Origin of the sequence: Halorubrum californiense DSM 19288 (assembly GCF_000336875.1) — an archaeon.
GTDB lineage: Archaea > Halobacteriota > Halobacteria > Halobacteriales > Haloferacaceae > Halorubrum > Halorubrum californiense.
In genome coordinates, this window is sequence record NZ_AOJK01000064.1 from 135046 (window position 1) to 153337 (window position 18292).

The 18292-nt window shown below is 69.5% G+C and carries 21 protein-coding genes; 17 read left to right on the forward strand and 4 right to left on the reverse strand.

Going from position 1 to position 18292, the window contains the following annotated elements; all coding sequences use genetic code 11:
- The first annotated feature begins 6 nt into the window (after nucleotides 1-6).
- Together C463_RS13280 and C463_RS13285 are read left to right on the forward strand one after the other, a co-directional pair.
- Nucleotides 7-945: a fumarylacetoacetate hydrolase family protein gene (locus C463_RS13280; protein ID WP_008444612.1), complete on the forward strand. Its 939-nt coding sequence runs from the start codon at nucleotides 7-9 to the stop codon at nucleotides 943-945.
- A 162-nt stretch (nucleotides 946-1107) separates the two neighbouring features.
- A complete protein-coding gene (locus C463_RS13285; RefSeq protein ID WP_049905928.1) occupies nucleotides 1108-1923 on the forward strand; it encodes a hypothetical protein in 816 nt (271 codons plus the stop codon).
- Between the two features lie 23 nt (nucleotides 1924-1946).
- Here C463_RS13285 and C463_RS13290 read toward each other — a convergent pair whose 3' ends face one another.
- Complete coding sequence (locus tag C463_RS13290) at nucleotides 1947-2954, reverse strand: TatD family hydrolase (RefSeq protein WP_008444616.1); 1008 nt, start codon at nucleotides 2952-2954, stop codon at nucleotides 1947-1949.
- 79 nt (nucleotides 2955-3033) lie between these two features.
- Here C463_RS13290 and C463_RS13295 point away from each other — a divergent pair, with 79 nt between their 5' ends.
- The 7 genes from C463_RS13295 (at nucleotide 3034) to C463_RS13330 (ending at nucleotide 8900) form a co-directional block, all read left to right on the forward strand.
- Complete coding sequence (locus C463_RS13295) at nucleotides 3034-4110, forward strand: WD40/YVTN/BNR-like repeat-containing protein (RefSeq protein WP_008444617.1); 1077 nt, start codon at nucleotides 3034-3036, stop codon at nucleotides 4108-4110.
- Nucleotides 4111-4548: a DoxX family protein gene (locus C463_RS13300; protein WP_008444618.1), complete on the forward strand. Its 438-nt coding sequence runs from the start codon at nucleotides 4111-4113 to the stop codon at nucleotides 4546-4548. It begins immediately after the preceding gene.
- Nucleotides 4549-4805: 257 nt separating this feature from the next.
- Nucleotides 4806-5447 carry an Era-like GTP-binding protein gene (locus C463_RS13305; RefSeq protein WP_004599231.1) on the forward strand — a complete coding sequence of 214 codons (642 nt, stop codon included), beginning with the start codon at nucleotides 4806-4808 and terminating at the stop codon, nucleotides 5445-5447.
- Complete coding sequence (locus C463_RS13310; RefSeq protein WP_008444619.1) at nucleotides 5447-5860, forward strand: DUF2073 domain-containing protein; 414 nt, start codon at nucleotides 5447-5449, stop codon at nucleotides 5858-5860. The genes C463_RS13305 and C463_RS13310 overlap by 1 nt, the downstream gene beginning before the upstream one ends.
- Complete coding sequence (locus C463_RS13315) at nucleotides 5861-6553, forward strand: OapC/ArvC family zinc-ribbon domain-containing protein (protein ID WP_008444620.1); 693 nt, start codon at nucleotides 5861-5863, stop codon at nucleotides 6551-6553.
- Between the two features lie 366 nt (nucleotides 6554-6919).
- Nucleotides 6920-8101 carry an aspartate kinase gene (locus C463_RS13325; protein WP_008444622.1) on the forward strand — a complete coding sequence of 394 codons (1182 nt, stop codon included), beginning with the start codon at nucleotides 6920-6922 and terminating at the stop codon, nucleotides 8099-8101.
- 163 nt (nucleotides 8102-8264) lie between these two features.
- Complete coding sequence (locus C463_RS13330; RefSeq protein ID WP_008444624.1) at nucleotides 8265-8900, forward strand: SOUL family heme-binding protein; 636 nt, start codon at nucleotides 8265-8267, stop codon at nucleotides 8898-8900.
- 13 nt (nucleotides 8901-8913) lie between these two features.
- On the opposite strand, the gene C463_RS13335 is transcribed toward C463_RS13330, so the two are convergent.
- Nucleotides 8914-9393 carry a hypothetical protein gene (locus C463_RS13335; RefSeq protein WP_008444627.1) on the reverse strand — a complete coding sequence of 160 codons (480 nt, stop codon included), beginning with the start codon at nucleotides 9391-9393 and terminating at the stop codon, nucleotides 8914-8916.
- Between the two features lie 89 nt (nucleotides 9394-9482).
- Here C463_RS13335 and C463_RS20325 point away from each other — a divergent pair, with 89 nt between their 5' ends.
- Both C463_RS20325 and C463_RS13340 read left to right on the forward strand, forming a co-directional pair.
- On the forward strand, nucleotides 9483-9572 hold the full coding sequence (locus tag C463_RS20325; RefSeq protein ID WP_449271967.1) for a hypothetical protein: 90 nt from the start codon (nucleotides 9483-9485) through the stop codon (nucleotides 9570-9572).
- A complete protein-coding gene (locus C463_RS13340) occupies nucleotides 9572-10444 on the forward strand; it encodes a DUF7089 family protein (protein WP_008444629.1) in 873 nt (290 codons plus the stop codon). The genes C463_RS20325 and C463_RS13340 overlap by 1 nt, the downstream gene beginning before the upstream one ends.
- Before the next feature lie 55 nt (nucleotides 10445-10499).
- On the opposite strand, the gene C463_RS13345 is transcribed toward C463_RS13340, so the two are convergent.
- Nucleotides 10500-11078: a DUF7090 family protein gene (locus C463_RS13345; RefSeq protein ID WP_008444630.1), complete on the reverse strand. Its 579-nt coding sequence runs from the start codon at nucleotides 11076-11078 to the stop codon at nucleotides 10500-10502.
- Nucleotides 11079-11354: 276 nt separating this feature from the next.
- Here C463_RS13345 and C463_RS13350 point away from each other — a divergent pair, with 276 nt between their 5' ends.
- Both C463_RS13350 and C463_RS13355 read left to right on the forward strand, forming a co-directional pair.
- A complete protein-coding gene (locus C463_RS13350) occupies nucleotides 11355-11927 on the forward strand; it encodes a magnesium transporter (RefSeq protein WP_008444631.1) in 573 nt (190 codons plus the stop codon).
- Complete coding sequence (locus C463_RS13355; protein ID WP_008444632.1) at nucleotides 11924-12499, forward strand: magnesium transporter; 576 nt, start codon at nucleotides 11924-11926, stop codon at nucleotides 12497-12499. The genes C463_RS13350 and C463_RS13355 overlap by 4 nt, the downstream gene beginning before the upstream one ends.
- A 58-nt stretch (nucleotides 12500-12557) precedes the next feature.
- On the opposite strand, the gene C463_RS13360 is transcribed toward C463_RS13355, so the two are convergent.
- Complete coding sequence (locus C463_RS13360; RefSeq protein WP_008444633.1) at nucleotides 12558-13001, reverse strand: hypothetical protein; 444 nt, start codon at nucleotides 12999-13001, stop codon at nucleotides 12558-12560.
- Nucleotides 13002-13067: 66 nt separating this feature from the next.
- Between C463_RS13360 and C463_RS13365 the strand changes: the two genes are divergently transcribed.
- The 4 genes from C463_RS13365 to C463_RS13385 all read left to right on the forward strand — a co-directional run bounded on the left by C463_RS13365 (nucleotide 13068) and on the right by C463_RS13385 (nucleotide 18226).
- Complete coding sequence (locus C463_RS13365; protein WP_008444634.1) at nucleotides 13068-13745, forward strand: class I SAM-dependent methyltransferase; 678 nt, start codon at nucleotides 13068-13070, stop codon at nucleotides 13743-13745.
- A gap of 481 nt (nucleotides 13746-14226) precedes the next feature.
- Nucleotides 14227-16701, forward strand: coding sequence for an ATP-dependent DNA helicase (locus C463_RS13370; protein ID WP_008444635.1), 2475 nt, complete (start codon nucleotides 14227-14229; stop codon nucleotides 16699-16701).
- Nucleotides 16698-17291 (forward strand): KEOPS complex subunit Cgi121, encoded by a 594-nt coding sequence (gene cgi121 / locus C463_RS13375; protein ID WP_008444637.1) that lies wholly within the window; start codon nucleotides 16698-16700, stop codon nucleotides 17289-17291. The genes C463_RS13370 and cgi121 overlap by 4 nt, the downstream gene beginning before the upstream one ends.
- A gap of 341 nt (nucleotides 17292-17632) precedes the next feature.
- Nucleotides 17633-18226, forward strand: a complete 594-nt coding sequence (locus C463_RS13385; RefSeq protein ID WP_008444639.1) for an IMP cyclohydrolase — start codon at nucleotides 17633-17635, stop codon at nucleotides 18224-18226.
- Nucleotides 18227-18292 lie beyond the last annotated feature (66 nt).

Here is an 18292-nt window from a genome sequence, read left to right on the forward strand (position 1 = left end):
AACCAAATGCGAATCGGACAATACACCGACACCGACACGAGACGAACCGCCGACTCGTCCGCCTCCGCGGACCCGACCACCGACGCCGCAGAGACCGAGCCGTGGGTCGGCGTCGCGACCGACGAGGGCGTGGTCGACCTCGCGACCGCCGGCGCGGCCGCCGGCGTCGACCTCGGCCCGAAGACCAACGACCTGCTGGCCGACTGGGAGTGGCGCCGCAAGACCGACCTCGCGGTCGAGTACGCCGAGTCGACCGGCGTCGGCCTGCGCGACCCCGCCGACCTCGACCGCGCCGCGCCCGTCGACGACCCGCAGACGGTCGTCTGCGTGGGCCTGAACTACCGTGACCACGCCGAGGAGGGCGACAACCCGATCCCGGACGAGCCGGTCCTCTTCTCGAAGTTCCCTACGTCGGTCGTCGGCCCGGAGGACGCGGTCCGCTGGGACCCCGAGTACACCGAGAAGGTCGACTACGAGGCGGAACTGGTCGCCGTCATCGGCGAGCGCGCCCGCCGCGTCGACCCCGACGAGGCGCTCGACCACGTCGCCGGTTTCACCGTCGGCAACGACGTCTCCGCGCGCGACCTCCAGCACGGCGACGGCCAGTGGGTGCGCGGGAAGAGCCTCGACACGTTCGCCCCGACCGGCCCCGACCTCGTCACGACCGATGAGGTGGGCGACCCCCACGACCTCGACATCTTCGCCGAGGTCAACGGCGAGCGCCTCCAGGAGTCGTCGACCGAGAACCTCATTTTCGGCGTCGACGACCTGATATCCTTCTGTAGTCAGGCGTTCACGCTCGAACCCGGCGACCTCGTGTTCACCGGCACGCCGCCCGGGGTCGGCGTCTATCGCGACCCGCCGGTGCTGCTCGGCGACGGCGACACCGTCACCGTCGGCGTCGAGGGCGTCGGCGAACTGACGACCGAGTTCGAGACGGAGTAGGCCCGGCGAATCGTGGGAATTCGCTGCCGATTACCGGCGCAGCGCCTCGGTGACGTTTCCTCTTCAGCCCGCCTTCGTCCGAAACGGTCGCCCGCCGAACGGTGCGAATCAAAAGACCGTTCCACCGAAACGTTGATTTTTCAACGACTTCTCGGTGGCTCCGTGAGTGATTGGAGCGAACGCTTCGAATCCAGTTCGGAAATTCTGCGCGGTCAGGCGGTGCGGATTCCACTCCCGGACGTGGAGGCGGAGCGGTCCTTCCACCGGAACATGATGCGAATCGCGGCCGCCGGGGACCGAAAGAGCGAGCTGCTCGACGACCCGGACGTGCCGCTGACGGAGGTCTACGAGGACGAGCTGGCCGAGATGCGACAGAGCTTCGAACACCGCCTCCAGCAGGTCGCCGGCGAGAACTACTACGACACCGCAACCGCGTACCTCGACGGCGAGCGCGACGACTGGGTCGGCGCGCTCGCGGCGTATTACCTGGAGTGTTACTATCGCTTACAGGAGCGCTACACGGTCGACGAGCAGATCTTCTTCCTGGTGATCCTGCGATACCAGAACTGTTTCACCGTCAACCTCAGTTTCCTCACCGGCGACTTCGGCCCCGACGCCGTCAGATACGAGTCCGCTAAACACGTCGAGGCCGACCTGGACGATCAGGCGCAACAACAGCTGTACGCCGACTGCCAGCGGTCGCAGCACGAGGCCGCGAACTACCTCCGGGAGAAGACCGACTGTATTCGAGAGGCCGTCCCGGACCCGGACGCGACTCCGTTCGAACAGCGCCGGTACGGCGGGTTCGTCCACGTCACCGGGAGAGAGGGCGCCACGTTCCACGAGATTCTGGAGTCGCTCTCCCCGGACCGGGACCGGTTCGACGACGAGCCGTCGACACCGGGCCTCGTCGCCGAGGGACCCGAGACCGAACGAGCGAAGCGGCAGTTCCTCGTCGACGCCAGCGTCGAGATCTGACGGGGGCCTGTCCTGATAACCTCCTACGCCGCCAGTCCGAACACGTCGCGCGGGTTCTCGTACACGACGGTCCGAATGTCGTCGACGTCGATGCCGTAGCGGTACAGCTCGAAAATCGCCCGTTTCACCGCGTACGGGTCCGTGCGCAGCACGTTCGCGGTGTCGGTGTCGATCATGATCCGCTCGGGACCGTACTCGTCGATGGCGTCCGCCACGTCGGCCGCGTCGACGCCCACGAGCCACGAGTGACCGATGGTGTAGCTCAGGTAGCAGTCCGTCTCGTCCATCAGATACGCGGTGTTGTTCGCGTCCGCGTGCGAGGCGACGACGCGCTCCTCGTCGAGGCCGGCGTCGCGCGCGGCTCGAACGTCGCGCTCGACAGCCTCCAGCGCCGGGTTCTCGCCGTCGAGGACGGGCTCGCTCCCGAGCCCGGCGTTCTTCTCGTAGCCGGGGCTGACGCCGAGGTCGTCGCGGTACTCGCGCTTCGCGTCGGGCGTGGTGTTCGGCGTGTGGAGCAGGACGGGGAGGTCGTGGTCGTCCGCGAGTTCCATCTGCGCCTGGACGACCGCCTGCTGCTCGTCGATGTCCCAGCGCTCGACGTGCTGGCTCGGCGTCACGCCCGTCTCGCCGACCGCGACGACCTCGTCGAGCGCGCAGTAGTCGTCCATCGCCGCCAACAGCTCGTCGGGGTTCTCGATCCGGACGCCGGTGTGGATCCCCAGCCCTAACTTCGCCTCGAAGAAGTGGTTGCGCTCGATGGCCCGACGGCGGTTGATCGCGTCGTCCCACAGGAAGCGGATGTCGCTGGCCTCGACGGGCTTGTAGGGGGTCCAATGGTATCCAGAGGAGACCATCACCATCGACCGGCAGCCCGAGAGCGCGTACCGTTCGCGGTCCTCCCACGAGAGCGTGTGCGCGTGGTTGTGCGGGTCGATCCACGGGATGTTCAACAGCTCGGTCGGGAGTTCGGGCTCTAACTCGTCGAGGTGCGCGGCGTCGGTCGGGCGGACCGTGGCGTGTGGCGCGGTCATGGCTCCCTCGTCGTCCCCCGGCCACTTAGCGTTTTACAGGTTGGTAAAACTTTATTGTCCCTCCGACTCACTCACGGATATGACACTGTTGATCGGGACAGACTCCGGACTGTACCGAACCGACGACGTTCCCTTCGAGCGCGACGACCTCGACGCCGTCCTCGACTGCGGGGTCGTCACCGCCGTGAAGTCGTGGGCCCACACCGAGGGCGTCTTCGTCGCCTCCTCGACGGGCGCGTATCGCTCGCTCGACGGCGGGGAGACGTGGACCGACCTCGAAGTCCCGCTCGGCGACCGCTTCTGGCACGCCGGACAGAGCGAGGTGTGGTCGATCCTCGCGACCGCGGACGGCGCGCTGTACGCCGGCACCAACGACCCCTACGTCTTCCGGTCGGTCGACGGCGGGGAGACGTGGACCGAGCAGAAGGGGTTCCGCGAACTCCCCTCCCGCGGCCACTGGGAGTCGCCGATCGACCCGCACTACGCCCGCCTCCGTGCGCTCGAAGCGGTCCCCGGCCGCCCCGAGCACCTGATCGCGGGCGTCGAGGCGGGCGGGATCCACGTCAGTCGCGACGGCGGCCGCACGTGGTCCGATCACCGCGACGCCATCGTCGACGACGTCCACCAGATCCACCCGATATCGGAGGACGTCTGGCTGGCGACGACCGGCTACCTCGACCACGACTTGGAGAACCTCGGCCTCGGCCACGCGGTCGGCGAGGGCGGCCTGTGGCGGACGACCGACGCCGGGGAGACGTGGGACCGGCTCGATGTCGGCAACGACTTCTCGTACATTCGCCGCGTGTTCGTCCACGACGGCCGCGTGATCTTCTGCGGCGGCGAGGAGGCGCCGCCGGCGTGGGTGAACGACGACCACGAGGTCGCCTTATTCGAGTCGACGAACTTCGGCCGCGACTTCGAGCGCGTCGAGTACCCCGGCGAGCCCCACGAGATCATCGAGACGTGGGCGGTCCACGACGGCGACGTGGTCTGCGGCTCCGGGCTCTTCGACGTGCCCGACGAGCGCGACGACGTCGAAGGCCGAATTATGCGGCGCGTCGACGGGAGCGCCGACGGCGAGACGGGTGAGGACGGACTGACCTACGAAACGGTCGGGCGCGTCGACGCGAACGTCAGCCGGATCGAGGTGGTCTGAATGGGAGACGAGACCGCTTCCGCAGACGGGTCGTATTCGGAGACGGACGCCGGTCGCGACGCCCCCTCGCTGCTCGGTCGTTCGCTGTACGGCGGCGTCCTCGCGTACATGGCCCTCGACGGCTTCAAGAGCAACGACAAGCGCGTCGCGATCGCCGAGGAGAAGGGGGTCCCGATGCCCGACCTCCTCGTCCCGTTCGTCACCGGGATGTTGTTCGTCGCCAACCTCGGCATCGTCCTCTGGCGGCTCCCGCGCGCGGCCGCCGGCGCGCTCGTCGTCTTCTTCCTCGGGACCACTCCCGCCATCCACGACTTCTGGACGATGGAGGGGAAAGAGCGACAGGGGAACAAGATCAACTTCCTGAAGAACCTCGCGCTGCTCGGCGGCGCCATCGTCTTCCTCGACGCCGCGAGCGGCGACGAAGCGACCGACGAGTAACGCGGATCGACGCGGCGGACGCGAACGACGAGGAACGCGGGCACCACGAGGAGCAGTCCGGACCCGGATCCCCTCCGACGCCGAATTTCGGGTTCGTCGGGCGTCGACGCTCCGGATCGGCGATGTCTGACGCAGTTCTTAAGTGAGAGCGGCGAGGAGCGTACCGTAATTCCCCGAACGGGCGTCGAGCGCACGGATCGAACGGTGCCGCGAAACGACAGCGGTGTTCGGGTAACCCACACGGACAGGAGGTCAGGATGGGACTGCTCACGAATCTCAGAGACAGCATATCGCGGGTCACGGACGGCCTGTTCGCGGCCGACGAGCCCAAGCGGATCGGGATCTACGGACCGCCGAACGCCGGTAAAACGACCCTCGCAAACCGGATCGCACGCGACTGGACGGGTGACGCCGTCGGCCCAGAGAGCCACATCCCCCACGAGACTCGCCGGGCCCGCCGGAAGGAGAACGTGGAGATCGAACGCAACGGGCGGACGGTCACCATCGACATCGTCGACACCCCCGGGGTGACGACGAAGGTCGACTACAAGGAGTTCCTCGACCACGACATGGAGAAGGACGACGCCGTCCGCCGGTCGCGCGAGGCGACCGAGGGCGTCGCGGAGGCGATGCACTGGCTCCGCGAGGACGTCGACGGCGTCATCTACGTGCTCGACTCCACGACGGACCCGTTCACGCAGGTGAACACGATGCTGATCGGGATCATCGAGTCGCAGGACCTGCCCGCGCTCATCCTCGCGAACAAGACGGACCTGCCGGGATCGGACGTCCAGCAGATCGCGAACGCCTTCCCGCAACACGAGACGATTCCGCTGTCCGCGCTGGAGGGCGACAACATGGACGAAGTGTACACCAAGATAGCGGAGTACTTCGGCTAATGGCCGGTCCGAAAGCCAACGTCGACGCCGCGGACGACCCGGACGACGGCGACGACGGCGTCCGCATCGACATGATAAGCGGCGCGCGGATGGAGGGGCTCACGACCATGGAGAAGATCCGGCTCATCCTCGACGGCGTCCGCGACGGCAACATCGTCATCCTCGAAGAGGGCCTCTCCCCGGACGAGGAGTCGCGGCTCATCGAGGTGACGATGACCGAGATCAGTCCCGACGACTTCACCGGCATCGAGATCGAGACGTACCCGAAGGCCGAGGCGGGCGACCAGAGCTTCCTCGACAAGCTGATGGGCCGGGAGTCGACCCAGAAGCTCACGGTGATCGGCCCGGCGAACCGCATCGAGACCCTCCACAAGGACGAGAACCTCATCAGCACGCTCGTCTCACGCAAGTAGATGCCCCACCAGTGTACCTCCTGCGGGCGGACGTTCCCCGACGGCTCCAAGGAGATGCTGTCGGGCTGTCCCGACTGCGGCGGGAACAAGTTCCAGTTCAAGCCCGCCGGCGCGACGGCGGACGCCGACTCCGGCGGCGCGGCCGACTCGGGCAACGAAGCGCCCGGCTCTGCCGCCGGACCGTCCGGGTCCGCTGCCGACCAGTCCGATCGGACGCCGCCGACCCCCGCCGAGGGGTCTGCGCCGGTCGCTAACGACGAGTCCGAGCCGACGCCCGACGAGCGCGCGGCCGACCGTCGACCCGCCGACTCCGCGGACCCGACGCCGAGCGACGCCGCCGCGAGCCCCGACTCCGCGACCGACGGCACGGAACAGATCGCGGACCGGAGCGACGAGGACACCGCGCAGGCGAGCGCGCGGTCCGAGGTGGTGTCGCCGGACGAACTCGACCGCGCGAGCCGCGACGTTGACCCCGCCGAGACGCCGCCGGCCGAGGAGGAGCCGCAGCCGGGTATCGACGCGCTCCGCGACGAGCTGAACGACCAGTTCGAGAGCATTCGCATCGTCAGCCCCGGGCAGTACGAACTCAACCTGATGGAGCTGTACGACAGACAGGAGTACATCATCTCCCTGCAAGAGGACGGCCGCTACGTCATCGAGATGCCCGACGCTTGGGGCATCGGAGAGGAGTAACGCCTCCGTCCGTCCTCTCCGCGCGTCCCGTCCTCTCCGCGCGTCTTGCCCTCCCCGCGCGTCCCCTCACACACCCTGTCCTGCGGGTCCGAAATACGCTGATCGTTCGTTCCGTTTTCACCGCCGCGCGGCCGCCGATTCGTGCGGTTCGGCGGTTCGGGCGACCCTTGTCGAAGAAGATACTGTTATCCGGCTTCCTCTGCTACGGAGTCGCATGTTTACCGATCACCGTCGACCGCGCCGGGACTCCGGCCGCGGTCCGGACCGCGCCGTCCCGCTCGCTCGCCGCCGACCGTCCGTCGGAGACCGACCGGCGCGACCGTCCGCGGGTGACCGAGCGTCCCGGACGCACGACGGGGTAGCCCCATGCGCGTAATCGCCAAGTTCGGCGGCACGAGCCTCGGCAGCGGCGACCGGATCGAGCGCGCCGCCGACTCGGTGGCGAGCGCGGTCGCGGCCGGCCACGAGATCGCGGTCGTCGCGAGCGCGATGGGGTCGACCACGGACGACCTCCTCGACGACATCACCTTCGAGACGGACGACGCCGACCGTGCGGAGATCGTCTCGATGGGCGAGCGAACCAGCGTTCGGATGCTGAAGGCCGCGCTGTCCGTCCGCGACGTCGACGCCGTCTTCCTCGAGCCCGGCCACCCGGACTGGCCGGTCGTCACGGACGAGCTCGGCGAGGTCGACGTCGCGGAGACGAAGAAGCGCGCCGAGAAGATCGCCGCCGAGATGGACGGCGTCGTCCCGATCATCACCGGGTTCCTCGCCGAGGATCACGACGGCAACGTCACCACGCTCGGCCGCGGCGGCTCGGACACGACCGCGGTCATGCTCGGCAACTACATGGACGCCGACGAGGTCGTGATCGTCACCGACGTGGAGGGCGTGATGACCGGCGACCCGCGGGTGGTCGAGGGCGCGCGCAACGTCGGTCAGATCACCGTCGACGAGCTCCGAAACCTCTCGTTCCGCGGCGCAGAGGTGGTCGCACCCTCCGCGCTCTCGTACAAGGACGAGGGGCTCGCGGTCCGGGTCGTCCACTACCAGCACGGCGACCTGCTCCGGGGCGGCACCCGGATCGAGGGCGAGTTCGAGAGCCTGATCGACATGCGCGAGGAGCCGCTCGCGTGCCTCACCATCGCGGGGCGGGCGATCCGCAACCGACCGGGAATCCTCTCCGAGCTGGCGAACGCGCTCCGCGCCGAGGAGATCAACATCGACGCGGTCGCCTCTGGGATGGACTCGGTCACCTTCTACGTCGACGTCGACGTCGCGGAGACCGCCGAGGCGCTGCTCCACGAGGCGGTCGTCACCGACGAGGCGCTCTCCTCGGTCACCGTCGCCGACCCCATCGCCGTGATCCGCGTCACGGGCGGCGAACTCCCCAACCAGTCGGGCGTCATCCAGGACATCATCGCGCCCATCGCGGAGGCCGGGATCAACATCATCGACCTGATCACGAGCGCGACCTCCGTCGCGGTGTTCGTCGACTGGGACGACCGTGAGGAGGCGCTCGAAATCGTTCAGGACCGCTTCGACTGATCGAACCCCTGTGTTATGCTGTTACACCCCGATTCGAAGCCGTCGAACTCGTTCGGAACCGGTAGAACAGGCCACCGAAGGCGGAGCATCTGTCCGGCACGGTCGACGGTTCGTCGACCCCTCGCGGCAGTCGATTCATCTCCCTCGGCGACGAAGGGGTCGTATGAGACCGCTCACGAAGGCGATACTCGTCGGTGGCGGCGCGCTGTTCGCCGGCTGGGTCGGCTGGGGTATCTACTCAACCAGCGAGGCGGAATCGGTGCCGTACGAACGGCTCCGAACGCTGAACGGCGTCGAGATCCGTCGGTATCCCCGGACGGTTCTCGCCGAAACGACGGCCCCGGAGCAGCGCACTGCGTTCCGACGACTCTTTGCGTACATCTCCGGAGACAACCGGGGGAACGAGTCGATATCGATGACTGCCCCCGTCCAGACGCGGACCGGCGAATCCATCTCGATGACCGCCCCCGTTCGGTCCGAGACGGCCGACACGGACTCCGACGCGGTCCGAATGGGGTTCTATCTTCCCGCGGAGTACAGTCCCGAAACGGCGCCCGAACCGACGGCGTCGGACGTGTCGCTCGTCACGGAGCCCCCGAAGCGAGTCGCCGTCGACCGGTTCTCGTGGTACGCCCCCGCGTGGCGAGTCGAACGCCGGACGCAGAAACTCCGCGCCACGCTCGAACGCGAGGGTATCGACCCGGTGGGCGACCCCTCTCTCCTCCGGTACAACGACCCGTGGACACCCCCGTTCATGCGACGAAACGAAGTAGCGGTGGCGGTGGCCGAAGCGGAGTAACTGTCTCAGACCTTCAGCCGCTCTCTTCCGGGTCGAACCGGTACCGCGTCGTCGACGCGCCGTCGATCCGCGGCCCGGAGCCGAACGCCTCGAATCCGGCCGCCTCGGCCGCCGCTTCGGCGGTTCCGTCGGTCGGGAGAACAGCCTCGACGGACATTCCCTCGCGGGTCGCGAACCGCACCGGCTCCTCGAACAGCCGCCCGACCGCCGTGGCGTCGCCCTCGACGTTCGTCACGTGGACGACGCCGTCGCGAACGTCGAACGAGACGAACCCCCCCACCGCGTCGACCGGGGTGTCGTCGTCGGGGCTTCGACCCGCCGGCGTCGCCTCGTCGGCCGCGTCGGCAGTGTTGTCGTCGTCGTCGGCCACCCCTTTCGTGACCGCGATGCGCACCGATCGGTCGTGGATCATGTCGCGGGCGACCCCCTCGGGCCGGCCCGTCATCGACCCGAGCGCCGCGGCGTCGGCCTCGACCGCGTCGCGAACTCGCATACCTCTGAACTCTCGCCGGGCGACATAAAATCGCCGGGCGCTTGCCGCGGACCGGTTGATTTTAACGACCGGCGGACGCAGTATCTCGCATGTCCAAATCGACCCAGATCGTGGTTGGAACGGTCGGCGTCTCGGCCGCCCTTTCGGTGCTCATCATCCTCTCGTACGTCCTCGGCTGATGTTCTCGCCCCGGTCGCTCGACGATGACATCGCGGCGGTCCGCGATCGGTACGCGCCGGATTCGCCCGTCCTCGACGTCGACTCAGACTTCGAGACGCTCCCGCCGGCCGCCGCGGAGGACCTCGGTCTCTTCGTCGACGCGCTCGACCCCGCGTCGTCCCCCGCCGAGTGGCTCCCGGAGGCGGTTCCGGACCTGCTCCGGAAGCACGCGGGCCCGGCGTTCACCGTCGGGCTCCCCGGCGACGGGACGGTCGTCCGGACGACCCAGACCGACCCGCCGGCGGTCCTCGTCAAGCGGCGCGCGGAGGGGACCCCGGACGAGTTCCTCGCTTTCCTCGTCGCCGAGCGGCTCGTCCAGATCGGCTGTGAGCCAGCGCCGGGCGCGGTCGGTGGCGCTGATACCGCCGATTCGCCCGCCATCCCCGAGTCGTTCCTCCCCTTCTTCGGCGAGCGCTACCGCGACCTCGACGCGGCGATCCGCCGTCCCGATCCGGAGACGGGGGCGTCGACGACCGGATTCGGCCCGACCGACGTGTTCCAGGTCGCGAACGCGCTGTTCGACGCGTGGGTCGGGCTCCACACCCGCGACGCGTTCGCCTCGTGGGAGGGGGAGTACCCCCGACTGTTCGACGCGTGGGCCGACGCCGGCGAACGACTCTCCGGCCGGCTCGGCGGCCTCTCCGGCGAGGTCGCGCGCGGCGACACCGAGTTCCCGGCCGCGACGGAATACGCCTGCTCGGCGGTCAAACACGACCTCGACCTCCCGGCGCCGTACGGCGCGCTCGACACGACCGCCTACCGGGAGCGCGGGTCTGCCTACGCCGTCGCGTGGGCGGAGAAGACGTTCGCGGCGCTCGTCGACGAGGAATAGCGGACGCGGCGGCGGTCGGACGCGGCGGCGGTCGGACGCAGTGACGTTCCGTCGCTCAGACGTCGACGACGACGTCACCCTCGCCGTTGAGTTCGATGACGCCGTCGAACAGCTCGCGGAACCGGTCGAGCGTCGCCACCTCATGGACCTCCTCGGAGAGGTGGAAGATGCCGACCGCGTCGTGTTCGTCGAGCAGATCGAGAATCTCCGCCGCGGCGTCGTACACCGCGTCGTCGTCGGCGTAGTAGGCCATCTCGGTGAGCGAGTCGACCGAGACGCGCCGCTTGCCCTCGTTCTCGGTGAGGAACCGCTCGACGCGGTCGACGACGCCGTCGAGGTCGTCCGGCGCGGAGACGTAGTAGACGTCGTCGGACGTGCGCCGCGAGTAGCCGCGCTCGACGGAGAGCGTGTCGAGGATGGTCGCCTTCGTCTCGTCGACGTCGTAGTACTCCAGCTTCTGCTCGACCTCGCGCGCGGTGGTCCGCGTCGAGACGACGAGGAACGCGTCGGTGTCGGTCTTCAGGAAGTCCGTGTCGATCCGGTCCGTCTCGCCGATGCTCGGGTGGACGAGGAGGAGTCCGGTCCCGCCCGGTATCGTTTCCGGCCCGTTCTCGACGGCGAGGGAGTAGTCCATGGGATCGGCACTCGCCGGACAGACTTAACGGTGCGGGCCGGAGCGGGCCGAGACCGTCGGACGGGGTCGGGTCGTCCCCGCCGCGTTCGGTCGGCGTCTCGTTCATCCACCGCCGACTCCCCATCATTTCATCTGGAGATACTGACACGCACGGAACCGTCGCTCGGCGGACCGGCGGCAGTCAGTCGGTGAACCGACGCCGGCCGTTCGGCGGATCGACGCCGGCCACCGACGCGGCGGTCGGTTTTTTTGCCCCGCCCGTCATCGGTCCGTTCGATGCCCGGGCACGACTCCGCGCGCGACATCTACCGGCAGGCGCTCCCGGTTATCTCCGTCAGCCTGATCGCCGGGCTGTTCGCGGGGACGATCCTCGCCTCCGAGACGATGCGCGCGAACATCGCGGAGGTCCCCGGGCTCCTCCTGCTGCTCCCGGCGTTCCTCGCCACCCGCGGCGGGGTGTACGGCTCGCTCGGCGCGCGGCTCTCGACCGGGCTCCACCAGGGGATCATCGAACCGCGGTTCCGGCTCGACCGCCGGCTCACGAACGCGGTCGTCGCCTCCTTCCTGAACGGGATGACCGTCTCCGTGTTCATCGCGGTCGTCACCTACGCGACGCTCGTCCTGTTCGGCGACGGCGGGAGCCTCTTCCAGCTGGTCGGCGTGATGGTCGTCGCCGGCTTCCTCTCCGCAGTGATCATGATCACGGTGCTCATCGCGGTCATCTTCCTCGGCTACCGCCGCGGGCTCGACCCCGACAACGTCATCGGGCCGGTGGTGACGACGCTCGGCGACGTGTTCGGCGTGTTCTTCCTCCTGGTCGGCGTCGCCGCCGTGGGGGCCGTCTCGTGACGGATCCCAAGTCGACGGCGGTCGACGAGTGGTCGATAGGGCGGATCGTTCGAACGATGATCCCACTTCTGGCCGCGCTGTCGGTGCTTCAGCTCGTCTCCGGAACCGTTCTGGAGACCTACGAGGCGGTCCTCCTGCGCTACCCGGCGCTGCTCGTCTTGGTGCCCGTCCAGATTGGGACGGCCGGCAACCTCGCGTCGATCACCTGCTCGCGGCTCACGACCCAGCTGTACCTCGGGACCTACGAGTTCAGCGCCTCGAACCCCGCGCTCCGGGCGAACGCGGGCGCGGTGTTCGCGCTCGCCGCGACCGTCTTCGGCGCGGTAGGCGTCGCCGCGTGGGCGATCGGGCTCGCGCTCGGCGGGTCGCTCGCACTCGGCCGCGTGCTGCTGATCTCGCTGGTCTCCGGGCTGTGTCTCGCCGTCCTCGTCGTCGTCGCCAGCGTCGCCGCCGTCGAGGTGTCCTACCGCGTCGGACTCAACCCGGACGACACGACGATCCCCGTGGTGACGAACCTCTGTGACATCGCTGGCGTGCTGATCCTCTTCGCGGTCGTCTCGGTCGTGCTGTGAGGGCGGTTGCGGGTCGCGGCGCCGCGACCGGGGGCGCATCCGCCCGACCGCGTCGCCCTCAGAACACACTGTCGGCGGTCGCCGCGCCGACGACGCTGAACATCGCGCCGACGGCGACGGCCTTCGCGGTCGTCGCCACCACCGCGCCGTCGCCGATCCCGCCCTCGACGAGGAACGTCTGTGGCGCGTCGAAGATCAGCGCGAGCAGGAGTACGGACCCGAACGACACCGTCATCAGCGAGACGAAGCGGGTCGGGATCCCGACGAGGTCCGGCTCCTCGTCGACGTCGCGGCCGGTGTCGGCCCGGTACAGCGCCGCGTACCCGATCAGTCCGACGAGCGCCGCGGTCACGGCGGCCTGAATCCAGTTCATCCCCGCGGCGAGCTCCCACACCTCCGCGGTGACGACGAACGGCCCCGCGAGCAGGAAGCCCCCGACCGACTGCTGGGCGATGTCGGCCACCCGGAAGTTCGGTCGGCGGAGCGCTCGCGGTCGTTTCATACCCACGACCGGGAGCGGAGCCGGTAAAACACCGCCGTTTTTCACCGCTCTCCCCGTCCGGCCGGTATGAGCGTCCGCGAGGAGTTCGACGAGTGGGCGGCGAGCGGGAAGGACCGCGGCATGGAAGACCGCCACTGGCACACCGCGAAACACGTGTTGGCGCGCATGCCGGTCGAGGCCGGCGACGCCGTCCTCGATCTGGGCACCGGCTCCGGCTACGCGCTCCGCGCGCTCCGCGAGCGGGGGATCGGCCGCGGCTACGGCCTCGACGGCGCGCCGGAGATGGCCCGTAACGCCCGCGAGTACACCGACGACGACGCGGTCGGCTACCTCGTCGGCGACTTCGACGAGCTGCCCTTCGCCGACGACTCGCTCGACCACGTCTTCTCGATGGAGGCGTTCTACTACGCGGCCGACCCGGTTCATACGCTGGAGGAGGTTCGCCGCGTGCTGAAGCCCGGCGGCACCTTCTACTGCGCCGTCAACTACTTCGAAGAGAGCGAGACGACCCACGCGTGGCAGGAGAACATCGCCGTCGAGATGACGCTGTGGTCGCGCGACGAGTACCGCGCGGCGTTCCGGGAGGCCGGCCTGTACGTCGCCGAGCAGGACGCGATTCCGGACCGCGAGGTCGAGATTCCGGCGGCGTCGGAGTTCCCGGTCGACGGCTACGAGAGCCGCGAGGCGATGGTCGACCGCTACCGGACGTGGGGGACGCTGTTGACGGTCGGCGTCGCTCCCTGACTCGGAATTATAATTGTCCAACTGTGATCCGGTAGGCGTCTCCGTATTTCTGATCGAGCGTTTCTAAACGATCATCCGCGAGTCGACGGCGAACACCTCCGAAGCCCCGGCCGCGAGGACTCGATGCGCTCGCTGCGGTCCTCGTCGCTCACTCCGTTCGCGTCTGCGGTCCTTGCGTCGCGCGTCTTCGTCCTCGCGGCCGCCCCTTCGAGTCCCGCCCCTCCGGAAGACGTTCCTGCTCGCTTCGCTGCGCGGGCTGCGACTTCCGTGCTCCCGCTCGCTTCGCTCNGCCTCACGCCTCCCCAGCCTCGTCGGTCGCCTCGCTTCGCTTCGGCGACCGACTCCCTCGCGCGTGCGACTCGCGGCCTTCCGGCCGCTCGTCGGCACGCGCCGACCGCTTTGCGTCGTCTACATTTCTGCTTAAAAACGCGGAGAGGCTCCTTCCGACGGTTTAAATCGAGGCGGGGCCCAGACTCCGGTAATGGAACCGAGTTCGCTCTCCGGGCTCCCCGCGGGCGTCGGCGAGGCGCTCGAAGCGGAGGGCGTCGCGGAGCTGTACCCGCCCCAGGAGGCGGCCGTCGACGCGGGCGTCGTCGACGGCGAGAGCCTCGTCGCGGCCGTGCCGACCGCGTCCGGCAAGACGCTGATCGCGGAGCTGGCGATGCTGTCGTCCGTCGAGCGCGGCGGCAAGGCGCTGTACATCGTCCCGCTGCGCGCGCTCGCCAGCGAGAAGAAGGCGGAGTTCGAGCGCTGGGAGGAGTTCGGTGTCACCGTCGGCGTCTCGACGGGCAACTACGACTCCGACGGTGAGTGGCTCGCGAGCAGGGACATCATCGTGGCCACCTCGGAGAAGGTGGACTCGCTGATCCGCAACGGCGCGCCGTGGATCGACGACCTCACATGCGTCGTCAGCGACGAGGTCCACCTTGTCGACGACTCCCACCGCGGCCCCACCCTCGAAGTGACCCTCGCGAAGCTCCGCAAGGTGAACCCCGGCCTCCAGACGGTCGCGCTCTCGGCGACCGTCGGCAACGCCGACGTCATCGCGGAGTGGCTCAACGCCGAACTCGTCGAGTCCGACTGGCGGCCCATCGAGCTTCACACGGGCGTCCACTTCGGCAACGCGATCAACTTCGACGACGGGAGCCAGCGCGAGGTGCCCGTCGAGCGCGGGGAGGACCAGACCGCGCGGCTCGTCGCCGACGCGCTCGACACCGAGGAGGACGGACAGGGCGGCTCCTCGCTCGTCTTCGTCAACTCCCGGCGCAACGCCGAGTCGTCGGCCCGCAAGCTGGGCGAGGTCACCGCCTCCAGACTGACCGGGGACGATCGCGACCGCCTCCGCGAGTTGGCCGAGGAGATCCGGGGCGTCTCCGACACCGACACCTCCGAGGACCTCGCGGACGCGGTCGAGCAGGGATCGGCGTTCCACCACGCCGGCCTCGCGAGCGAGCACCGCAGCCTGATCGAGGACGCCTTCCGCGACCGCCTGATCAAGTGCGTTTCCGCGACGCCGACGCTCGCCGCCGGCGTTAACACCCCCGCCCGCCGCGTGATCGTCCGCGACTGGCGGCGCTACGACGGGGAATTCGGCGGCATGCAACCGCTCGACGTCCTCGAAGTCCACCAGATGTGCGGCCGCGCGGGGCGTCCCGGCCTCGACCCGTACGGCGAGGCGGTGCTGCTCGCGAACAGCGCCGACACCCGCGAGGAGCTGTTCGAGCGCTACGTCTGGGCCGAGGCCGAGCCGGTCCGCTCGAAACTCGCCGCCGAGCCCGCGCTCCGCACCCACGTCCTCGCGACGGTCGCCTCCGGCTTCGCCGCCACTCGCGACGGGTTGCTCTCGTTCCTCGACAACACCCTCTACGCCACGCAGACCGACGACGAGGGCCGCCTCGCCGCGGTCACCGACACCGTCCTCGACTACCTCGAAGCCAACGGGTTCGTCGAGCGCGACCGCGACGGCGGGAGTGAGGGCCTCGCCGCGACCGGGATCGGCCACACCGTCTCGCGGCTCTACCTCGACCCGATGAGCGCGGCCGAGATCCTCGACGGCCTCCGGACCGTGGCGGACGACGGGGCGGGTGCCGCTGCCTCCCCGGACGGCGCGGACGGCGAGTTCGTCGCGGCCGACGACCCGGCGGCCGACGCCGACGCCGAGGACCCCGGGTTCACGACGTACACCCGCGCCGGCGAAGCGGAAACGGACGACGCCGACGGGCCGGCGGCGGAATCGGCCGACTCCGACGACACCAGTCCCCCCGTCACGCCGCTCGGCCTCTATCACCTCGTCAGCCGGACCCCGGACACCTACGAGCTGTACCTCAAGTCGGGCGACCGCGAGGAGTACACCGAGGTCTGCTACGAGCGCGAGGCGGAGTTCCTCGGCGACGTCCCCTCCGAGTACGAGGACGTGCGCTTCGAGGACTGGCTCGCCGCGCTGAAGACGGGCCGCCTGCTGGAGGACTGGGCGAACGAGGTCGACGAGGACCGGATCGCGGAGCGGTACGGCGTCGGCCCGGGCGACATCCGCGGGAAGGTCGACACCGCCGAGTGGCTCCTCCGCGCGGCGGAGACGCTCGCGCGCGACGTCGACGGGATCGACGGCGACGTCGTCGTTCAGGTCCGCGAGGCCCGCAAGCGGCTGGAGTACGGCGTCCGCGAGGAGCTGCTCGACCTCGCCGGCGTCCGCAACGTCGGCCGCAAGCGCGCCCGCCGCCTCTACGAGGCCGGCATCGAGAGCCGCGCCGACCTCCGCGAGGCCGACAAGGCGGTCGTGCTGGGCGCGCTCCGCGGCCGCGAGCGCACCGCCGAGCGCATTCTGGAGAACGCCGGCCGCGAGGACCCTTCCCTCGACGGCGTCGACCCCGATAGCTCGGCCTCCGCGGCGGCAACTGCGGGCGCAGACGCCGACGGCGACGGCGACGGACAGGCCAGCCTGGGTGATTTCGGATGACCGACTCCGCGGCCGGCGGCGACGGGGCGCCAGCGCCCGATCCCGGGGTCAGACTCGTCACCGGCACCTTCGAGATCGACGACCTCGACGCGTTTCTCGGCGACCTCGACGCGATCGCGGCCGAGACCGGCGCGGTCGTCCAAGCGTTCGACGCAGCCCTCGTCGTCTCCGCGACGCAACTCCGCGAGGCGGCGCGGCTGGCCGCGCGGGCGATCGCTCGCGGCGAGGCCGTCGCGCGCGACCCCGGCGTCGAGATCCTGCTGTACGCGGCCGGGCGCAGACAGATCGACCGCGCGCTCGAACTCGGCGTCTCGGAGGGCGAGCGGGGCGCTGCCGTCCTCGTCACCGACTTCGGAGACGTGTCCGGCGTCGAGCGCTCGGCCGCCGACCTCGACGGAGCCGTCGACGCCGTCCGATCCATCGCGACCGACTCGACCGAAGTTCCGGACGGGGAGAACCTGTCGACCGGATTCGACGAGGGCCGCGTCCGCGAGTTCTACGGCGTCACCGACCGGGAACTCGCCGCGACCACCGGCGACCTCGCCGACGTCGTCCGCGAGCGCGTCGCGCTGCTGGACGTCGAGAAGTAGAGGGAGGCCCGCCGTCTGGCTACCCCTTCGTTTCGACTGGAGACCGTGGGACGGGGACGCCTCTCTGTTCCAAGTGAAGCGAGACGAGAGAAGTAGTCCATCCTGGATTCGAACCAGGGTCGTTGCCCCCAGAAGGCAACAGGATTGGCCACTACCCCAATGGACTGCGCACTCGTCGATAGCCAGTACGTCTTTGTAAGCGTTGCGCGTTGCGCCCGCCGTGCGATCGGTTGACGAGACCGTGACACGCCGCGGCCGCGACGAGGCGGTCCGCACCACCCGCGGATCGCGTTCGTGCGCACATCGACGCGCTTTATACGACCCAATCCGCACGAAGCTGTATGTACGTCGGACGATTCGTCGTCGTCGCGCCCGGGACCGGCGGCTACCGCGTCTCCTCGCGCTCGTTCCCGAACCGCCGCGTCCGTGACCGTGGCGGGACGCTCACCGTCGGCCCGACCCCGGACGCGCCGGACACCGACAACCCCTACGTCTCGTACAACTGCGCGCGGGCGGTCGAGACTCCCACCGGGGAGCCGCTCGCGGCCCTCGGAAACGGCTCGCACGTCGACCCGATCGCGGAGAAACTGGAGCGCGGGTATCCCGCCCGCGACGCGCTCGCGTCGGCGCTGCTCGCGCTCGACTTCGAGAAGGACGACTACGACACGCCCCGCGTCGCCGGCGTCGTCGGCGCGGAGTCGGCGACTATCGGCACGGTCCGCCGCGACGCGCTGCTCGTCGAGACCGTCGAGGAGCCCACCGTGGTCGCGACCTACGAGACGGACTCCCCCGAGCCGTACGACCTGACCGCGACCGACGCCGAGTCCGTCGCGACCGAACTGCTGGGCGCCGACCTCGAACACCCGGTCTGCGCCGCGGGCGCGACGGTCGACCACGGCGGCGTCTCGCTGGCGTTCGACAACGCCGACGACTGAGCGACGACGGCGAGCCCGACTCGCCGCTCCCCGTCCCCGCCGCCGCCCGCCTTTCCGCCTCCCGAC